General features: G+C 57.8%; 1 pseudogene. It reads left to right on the forward strand.

Going from position 1 to position 206, the window contains the following annotated elements:
• Window positions 1-38: 38 nt before the first annotated feature.
• A pseudogene (locus tag FDX22_RS20960) lies at window positions 39-206 on the forward strand (phage portal protein); the annotation flags it as partial.

A 206-nucleotide genomic window follows, 5' to 3' on the forward strand; every position in this document is an offset into this window, starting at 1 on the left:
ATGACACAGCGACGCAGGGGACCAGCAGGATTTTATGTATGAAAACATCCACCATCCCCACCCTTCTTGGACCGGACGGCAGGACATCGCTGCGTGAATTTGCCGGTTATCACGGCGGTGGCAGCGGATTTGGTGGTCAGCTGCGGGCGTGGAATCCACCGAGTGAAAGTGTGGATGCAGCCCTGCTGCCAAACTTTACCCGTGGC

The sequence above is a fragment of the Citrobacter sp. TBCS-14 genome (genome assembly GCF_005280805.1).
Classification (GTDB): domain Bacteria; phylum Pseudomonadota; class Gammaproteobacteria; order Enterobacterales; family Enterobacteriaceae; genus Citrobacter; species Citrobacter gillenii.